Below are 7,978 nucleotides of genomic sequence, written 5' to 3' on the forward strand. Positions count from 1 at the left end.
TCGGGATGCACGGCAACTACGGCCCCAACGTCCTCACCAACGAGTGCGACGTGCTCATTGCCATCGGCATGCGTTTCGACGACCGGGTAACCGGCCGCCTCGACAAGTACGCCAAGCAAGCCAAAGTCATTCACCTCGACATCGACCCCACCGAAATCGGTAAGAACGTGGCGGCTACCGTGCCCGTGTGGGGCGACTGCAAAGAGACGCTGCCGCAACTCACGGCGCTAGTCGAGGCTAAGCTGCACCCCGAGTGGCACGAGCGGTTTCGGGTGCACATGGAGCAGGAAGTGGACGCCGTTATTCGCGAGGAACTGTTCCCGACCAGCGAGGAGCTGACCATGGGCGAAGTCATCCAGCAGCTCAACGAATTGACACAAGGTGAGGCGATTATCGTGACCGACGTGGGCCAGCACCAGATGGTGGCCTGCCGCTACGCCAAGCTCAACAACACGCGCAGCAACATTACCAGCGGCGGCCTCGGTACCATGGGTTTCGCGCTGCCTGCCGCCATCGGCGCCAAGTTCGGTGCCCCGCACCGCCCGGTAGTAGCCATCATCGGCGACGGAGGCGTGCAGATGACCATTCAGGAACTCGGCACCATCATGCAAACCGGCGTCGATGTGAAAATTATCATCCTCAACAACCGCTTCCTCGGCATGGTGCGGCAGTGGCAGGAGCTATTCAACGACCGGCGCTACTCCTTCGTGGACATTGCCAGCCCCGATTACGTGACTGTAGCTAGCGGCTACAGAATTGCCGGCAAACGGGTAGAGGCTCGCGCCGAGCTGAAGCAAACCCTGCAACAGATGCTGGAGCACCCCGGCTCTTTCCTGCTGGAAGTCATGGTGTCGAAAGAGAATAACATCTTCCCCATGGTGCCCCAAGGGTGCAGCGTAGCCGAAATCCGGCTGCGGTAGCGGAACGACTGTAGAGACGCGACACTTCGCGTCTCGGTGTCCGCGCCGTCTGGACGCTTAGTCTAAACAACGTCAGCAACGAGGAGACGCGAAGTGTCGCGTCTCTACATGACCTACAAACTCATGAGTCAGCAACCATCCATCGACCGGCAGGAATACAACATCACGGCGTACACCGAGAACCAAGTGGGGCTGCTGAACCGCATTGCCATCATTTTCTCGCGTCGCAAAATCAACATAGAGAGCCTCAATGTGTCGCCTTCCGAGGTGGAAGGTATTCATCGCTTCAACATCGTTATCAACGAAACCGAGGAAGTGGTGAGCAAGCTGGCCGGACAGATTGAGAAGCAAATTGAGGTGCTGAAGGTCTATTGCAATACCAACGCCGACGTGATTTGGCAGGAAATGGCGCTCTACAAAGTGCCTACCGATGTCATTGCCGAGAAAGCCATCGTGGAGCGCCTGCTTCGCGAAAACGGCGCCCGCGCCGTGGTAATTCGCAGAGACTACACGGTTTTCGAAACCACCGGCCACCGCGAGGAAACCGACAACCTCATTCGGGTGCTGCAACCTTACGGACTCATCGAATTCGTGCGCAGCGCCCGCATCGCCATCATCAAGGCCAGCGACGGTTTCAACAGCAAACTTCGCGAGTTCGAGCGGACCGAGCCCAGCGCCGAACCCGCCGAAAACGAGTTTCTGAACAGCCGCAGCAAGGTATTCACGATGTAGAACCCGCCGCAAACCGGCCTGATTCAGCAAAGAAAACAACACACATTCACCCTTAATAGCCCACAGCAAAATGGCACAAATCAATTTTGGCGGAGTAGACGAAAACGTAGTTACCCGCGAGGAATTTCCCCTGGAAAAGGCGCTGGACGTTCTCAAGGACGAAACTATTGCCGTTATCGGGTACGGGGTGCAGGGTCCCGGCCAGGCGCTCAACATGCGCGACAACGGGTTCAACGTTATTGTTGGTCAGCGCGAAGATTCTCCGTCGTGGGAGCGGGCGCTGAAAGATGGTTGGGTGGAAGGCGAAACGCTGTTCTCGATTGAGGAAGCGGCGGAGCGTGGCACCATCATCTGCAACCTGCTCTCCGATGCCGGCCAAATTGCGCTGTGGCCTACGCTGAAAGCCAAGTTGACGCCCGGCAAAACGCTGTACTTCTCGCACGGCTTCGGTATCACGTTCAATGACCAAACCAACATCATCCCACCTGCCGATGTGGACGTAATTTTGGTAGCGCCCAAGGGCAGCGGCACCAGCCTGCGCCGCTTATTCGTGGCCGGCGGTGGCCTCAACTCATCGTTTGCGGTGTACCAGGATGCCACGGGCAAGGCCCGCGAAAAAGTGGTGGCGATGGGCATCGGTGTTGGCTCAGGCTACCTCTTTGAAACCGACTTCAAGAAGGAAGTATATTCCGACCTCACCGGCGAGCGGGGCGTGCTGATGGGTGCTTTGGCGGGCATCATCGAGGCGCAGTACCAGGTGTTGCGCCAGCGTGGCCACTCGCCTTCGGAGGCTTTCAACGAAACTGTAGAAGAACTCACCCAAAGCCTCGTGCCACTGGTAGGCGAAAACGGCATGGACTGGATGTTCAGCAACTGCTCGGTAACCGCACAGCGCGGCGCCCTCGACTGGAAAGGCCGGTTCCGCGAAGCTACCCTGCCCGTCCTGAATGAGCTATACGACAGCGTGGCCAGCGGTGAGGAAGCGCGTCGCACCATCGAGCGTGGCACCACCCCGAACTACCGCTCGGAGTTGGAAACCGAGCTCAAAGAAGTGCGCGACTCTGAACTGTGGCAGACCGGCGCCACCGTGCGTCAGCTCCGCTCGAAGGCCGCTGAAAAAGTGGAAGAGTTGAGCTAGTAGCGTACTGGCCTGATGTAGAGACGCGATACTTCGCGTCTCGGCGTTGAACGATTGATGTCGCACCTTAGCAGAAGTAGCAACTAGGCTCGGTGTTGCAAACGTCAGCAACGACGAGACGCGAAGTGTCGCGTCTCTACAGCCTGGCACATTAAACACGAAGGACATGGAAAATGAAGTAGCCGCGCCGCTGGCCGTCACGCTGGAAAATGTGGAGCAGGCCGCGCGCAACCTGAAAGGCGTCATCTACAAAACCCCGCTGCTGCAAAACCACGGCCTCTCGCGTACCTACGACGCGACGGTGTTGCTGAAGCGGGAGGATTTGCAAGTGGTGCGCTCCTACAAGATTCGGGGCGCCTACCACAAGATGCTCACGCTGCCGCCTATTAGCGGGGAGAGGGAAATAGTGTGCGCCAGCGCCGGCAACCACGCGCAAGGCGTTGCCTATGCCTGCCAGATGCTCGGCTTGAAAGGCTACATTTTCATGCCCGCCCAAACGCCCGCCCAAAAGGTGGACAAAGTGCGGCTCTTCGGCAAAGAATACGTGGAAGTGGTCCTCACCGGCGCCAGCTTCGACGACTCGTTCCGCTCGGCCCGCGAGTTCTGCGACGAGCGGGGCAGCACCTTCATCCATCCCTTCGATGACCTCGCCATTGTAGAAGGCCAAGCCACCGTAGGCCTGGAAATCCTGAAAGCCGCCACCGTACCTATCGACTACTGCTTCATGCCCATCGGCGGCGGCGGACTAGCGTCGGGTGTGGCCAGCGTGTTCCGGCAACTCAGCCCGAAAACCAAGCTCATCGGCGTACAGCCCTTGGGTGCGCCTTCCATGTACTCTGCCATCCGCGGCAATCAGCACGCGGCCCTAGCCAGCATCGACAGCTTCGTGGACGGTGCGGCCGTGAAGTGCCCCGGCCAGCTCACCTACGAAATTTGCCGCGAACTGCTGGACGAAGTAGTGTTGGTGCCGGAAGGCCAAATCTGCCAGGACTTGCTGAAGATGTACAACGAAGAGGGCATCGTGCTCGAACCGGCCGGTACGCTCACCATCTCGGCGCTGCACCAGTTCCGGGAGCAAATTAAGGGCAAGACGGTGGTGTGCGTGGTCAGCGGCTCCAACAACGACATCACCCGCATGGAGGATATCAAGGAGCGCGCCATGCAGCACCAGGGCCTCAAGCACTACTTCATGGTGACCTTCAACCAAGCCCCCGGCGCCCTCCGCCGCTTCGTCAACAACGTGCTACACGAGGGCGACGACATCATCCAGTTTCAGTACATCAAGAAGAACAACAAAGAAAAAGGCCCCGTTTTCATCGGCGTCGAAGTCAAACAACCCCACGATGTAGAAGGCATCAAAGCCCGCATGGTGGAAGAAGGATTTGCTTTCGAGTATTTGAATGGCAAGCAGGATTTGCTGGCGTTGCTGGTGTAGGAACAGACGTTTCTCATTACTCCATAAACAAGCTACCCCGCCGAGGTTCTCAGCGGGGTAGCTTGTTTATGGAGTAATGAGAAGAAACCTCAAGAAACTAGTGCCACAGCCAGCAACGGTACAGCATAAATTGTTAACATGGTATGAAATAGTCTATGCGTACAAGTTTTCCTCGTTGAAAAAACAGTAGCCAGGAGTCATCCGTTACAATCGAACCTGTCGCTAGGCTCACAGCTATTACTTTTCCTAGCTCAGAAACATTCATTTCGCTTTGACCTTTCACTGCCATTGGGAAGGTTTTAGCCAGTTCCAACAAAGTGGTTTTCGAACTCAGACGAATGTTACCCGTTTGTAACGTCAGCTGCGGCTCATGTTGAAAGCTAATGGTACGAATAACAGCGGTATCACCGCAGACTTCGAAGTCGGTCAACTTCATGTAGGCGTTTTGATGAGGTTGATCGAAGTAATAGCCACAACCCTCATTTACATCTACGGCTATCAGACTATCGAGCGGACCTAGCTCCTTAATCATAGCCTTTTTGGTGCTCATCATCGGTAGCCGGCCGTTGAGAGTGGCTGTATCCCATTTCAGATATTCCACGTTGGTGGAGTTGATAGAAGGTGCCACTTCTTCTGTGTTGATGTTCGGCACGGAGGGACTTGCTTCCTTGCTGGTAACAACTCGTGTTTCCATCACTTTATCACCGCAGCCCATTAATATCGATAACCCAAGCAGCAGACAATTGCTTTGGCGAGTAATTAGGGCAAGTACCATGCAAGAGGTTTGAATATTTAACGCGCCATTGAAGCCTGGCCGCTTATGCCAGCTTCTCCTTGAACAGCTTCAGCGTCCGGTCCCAGGCGAGTTTGGCGGCTTCGGGATTGTAGCGGGCGGGGGAGGAGTCGTTGTTGAAGGCGTGGTTGGCGCCTTCATAGATGTACTGCTCGTACTTGATGTTGTTGGCTTTCAGGGCCGCTTCGTAAACGTCTTTGCCGGCATTCACCCGCTCATCGAGGCCAGCATAGTGCAGTAGGAGGGCAGCCTTGATTTTGGGTGCATCTTCGGCCTTGGGTTGGGTGCCGTAATAAGCCACGGCGGCGTTCAGCTTGGGGTCGGCTACGGCTAGGCTGTTGGCCATAGCGCCGCCCCAGCAGAAGCCGACGCAGCCAGTTTTGCCATTGCTATCCTTGCGGCCACGCAAGTAAGTGAGGGCCGCAAGGTAGTTGTTCAGGTTTTGTTGCTTGTCGAGCTTACCAATCATCGTGCGGCCTTCGTCCTCATTGGTCGGCGTACCGCCAAACACTGACAAGGCATCAACGCCCAAAGCCAGGTAGCCCGCCTGCGCTACGCGGCGCGTTACGTCCTTAATATGGGGCGTGAGGCCCCGGTTTTCGTGAATTACTACTACAGAACCTAATTTCTTCTTACTCTTCGGGTGCACCAAGTAACCTTTCATGGTCACGCCGGCGTCGCCGGGCCACGTTACTTCTTCCGTTACTAGGTCGTCGGTTTGCTCGGGCACGGTGGCGGCTTGGGCGTAACCGGGTTCCAATACCGCTAGTGCCGCTGCCGCCATGGCCGCGCCACCAGTTAGTTTGTGCAGACGGTCCAGGAAGTCGCGGCGGCTGAGGGGGGCGTGGGTATACTCGTCGAAGAGGTTGATGATGCACTGGTCCATAGGACAGATTTGAGGGAATTACGTAGAAGAAATAAGGTTCAGGCTTTATAGACCTTGGCGCTTGTCTAGAAAACTAGCAAGCCTAAGCCTTGCCTTCAGTTGTGAACGAGTCGGCCGGCAAGTTTTAAAAGCGTCGGGAGGAAGCTAGGTCCGCAACTGCTAAGCTACCCGGAAAGCAGTTATGTAAACAAGAGGGATTTGTGCTCAGCCTGAAATTTGTTGGATAATAGAATTCCAGCTAAGCTATTTCCTGAAATCGTTACCGGAAACGGTTGTGATAGATTTGTTTGCGTAGTTGATTCAATAACTGAAATTGGTGGCGTTGTCGTTGGTGGAGTTGCGGTATATTTCGCCTGGATTGCCTTCTAGATGTTGAAGCCGTATAGCCTTGTCCTTCATCCAGACTCTAGAGTATGGACTGCTAGTAGGCTTCGTTTCTTGCACCACCACCCTTCCCATTATTGCTTTTGCCTCTTCATATGAAATACTTGCTCGGATACGATATCGGCAGCTCCTCCATCAAAGTAGCGCTGCTTAGTGTGGAGACTGGCAAGTGTCTGGCCAGCGCCACGTCGCCGGCGCAGGAAATGGAAATCGTAGCCAAGGCTGCTGGGTGGGCCGAGCAGGAACCAGAACGATGGTGGCAGGAAGCCATCAACGCTACCAATCAGTTGAAAGCTAAATTCAGCTTCGACCCCACTTTGGTGGCTGGTATTGGCATCACCTATCAGATGCATGGGCTAATATTGCTCGATAAGGAAGGACAAGTGCTGCGCCCGGCTATTATCTGGTGCGACAGCCGGGCCGTGGACTACGGCAATCAAGCCTTCGCGGAATTAGGAGAGGAATATTGCTTGCAGTACTTGCTGAACTCGCCCGGCAATTTCACGGCCTCCAAATTGAAGTGGGTGAAAGAAAACGAGCCGGCTGTCTACGAGAGAATCCACAAGATCCAATTGCCCGGCGACTACATTGCGTATCAAATGACGGGGCAGTTTCAAACCACCGTTTCCGGTTTGTCGGAAGGCGTGTTCTGGAACTTCCGCGAGCATAACATTGCCCAAGGCTTGCTCGATTACTACGGCCTCAACCGCGACTTGCTACCGGAAGTGGTTGATACGTTCGCGGAACACGGCCGCCTGACGCCCGCCGCCGCGCAAGAACTAGGCCTGCACGCTGGCACTCCTATTAGCTACCGCGCTGGCGACCAGCCCAACAATGCCTTCTCGCTGAACGTGTTGCACGCCGGCGAAATAGCTGCTACGGCCGGCACGAGCGGCGTGGTGTACGGCATCAGCGAAACGCCCGTTTCCGATTCCCGTTCGCGCGTCAACACGTTCGTACACGTCAACAGTACGGAGGCGCAACCGCGCAACGGCGTGCTGATGTGCGTAAACGGTACCGGCATTCTTAATAGCTGGCTGCGCAAAGTAGTCGGCGAATTGCCTTACGACGAAATGAACCAGTTGGCAACTCAGGCGCCAATAGGGGCCGAGGGGTTGCTGTTTTTGCCGTTTGGCAACGGGGCCGAGCGGATTCTAGAAAACCGACCGACCGAAGCGGAACTGCACGGGCTCAGCTTCAACCGGCACTCGCGGGCCCACGTGCTGCGGGCAGCCCAGGAAGGTATTGTATTTGCCTTCAACTATGGCCTCGACATCATGCGGGGCATGGGCGTACAAGTGCAGAAAGTGCGGGCTGGCAGCGCTAATATGTTCCTGAGCCCGGTATTCCGCGAGGCCTTCGTAAATACCAGCAACGTGACGCTGGAACTCTACAACACCGATGCCGCGCAGGGAGCAGCTCGGGGCGCCGGTATTGGCGCAGGCGTGTACGCTAGCCCTACAGAAGCCTTTGGTAGTCTGGAGCGAATCCTTACCCTGGAGCCCACGCCCGACCTACAAGAGCAGTATCAAAGTGCGTATGCCCGTTGGCACCGCACCCTTACGCAACAAATTCTCACCTCTACTACTCCTTTCCATGTCAACCAACACGCTGTCTAAAACGGAATTCTTCACCGGTATCGGCCCGATTCACTTTGAGGGGCGCGAGTCCGACAACCCGCTGGCCTTCA

General features: G+C 56.1%; 7 protein-coding genes. 5 read left to right on the top strand and 2 right to left on the bottom strand.

The features are described 5' to 3' along the window. The 4 genes from ACFE7X_RS24560 to ilvA form a co-directional block, all read left to right on the top strand. Positions 1–920, top strand: a 920-nt coding sequence (locus ACFE7X_RS24560; protein WP_375438319.1) for a thiamine pyrophosphate-binding protein, incomplete at its 5' end; no start/stop codon positions are given. A gap of 123 nt (positions 921–1,043) precedes the next feature. Further along, positions 1,044–1,652, top strand: a complete 609-nt coding sequence (gene ilvN / locus ACFE7X_RS24565) for an acetolactate synthase small subunit (RefSeq protein ID WP_375438320.1) — start codon at positions 1,044–1,046, stop codon at positions 1,650–1,652. Between the two features lie 70 nt (positions 1,653–1,722). After that, entirely contained in the window at positions 1,723–2,790 is a 1,068-nt protein-coding gene (gene ilvC, locus ACFE7X_RS24570) for a ketol-acid reductoisomerase (protein WP_375438321.1), read from the top strand. A 166-nt stretch (positions 2,791–2,956) separates the two neighbouring features. Further along, entirely contained in the window at positions 2,957–4,225 is a 1,269-nt protein-coding gene (ilvA, locus tag ACFE7X_RS24575; RefSeq protein WP_375438322.1) for a threonine ammonia-lyase IlvA, read from the top strand. 133 nt (positions 4,226–4,358) lie between these two features. On the opposite strand, the gene ACFE7X_RS24580 is transcribed toward ilvA, so the two are convergent. Further along, a complete protein-coding gene (locus tag ACFE7X_RS24580) occupies positions 4,359–5,000 on the bottom strand; it encodes a hypothetical protein (RefSeq protein WP_375438323.1) in 642 nt (213 codons plus the stop codon). 43 nt (positions 5,001–5,043) lie between these two features. Then, entirely contained in the window at positions 5,044–5,904 is an 861-nt protein-coding gene (locus tag ACFE7X_RS24585; protein WP_375438324.1) for a dienelactone hydrolase family protein, read from the bottom strand. A 479-nt stretch (positions 5,905–6,383) separates the two neighbouring features. On the opposite strand from ACFE7X_RS24585, the gene ACFE7X_RS24590 reads away from it, so the two are divergent. Further along, entirely contained in the window at positions 6,384–7,907 is a 1,524-nt protein-coding gene (locus ACFE7X_RS24590) for a xylulokinase (protein WP_375438325.1), read from the top strand. Positions 7,908–7,978: the final 71 nt, after the last annotated feature.

It is taken from the genome of uncultured Hymenobacter sp., assembly GCF_964242765.1.
GTDB lineage: Bacteria > Bacteroidota > Bacteroidia > Cytophagales > Hymenobacteraceae > Hymenobacter.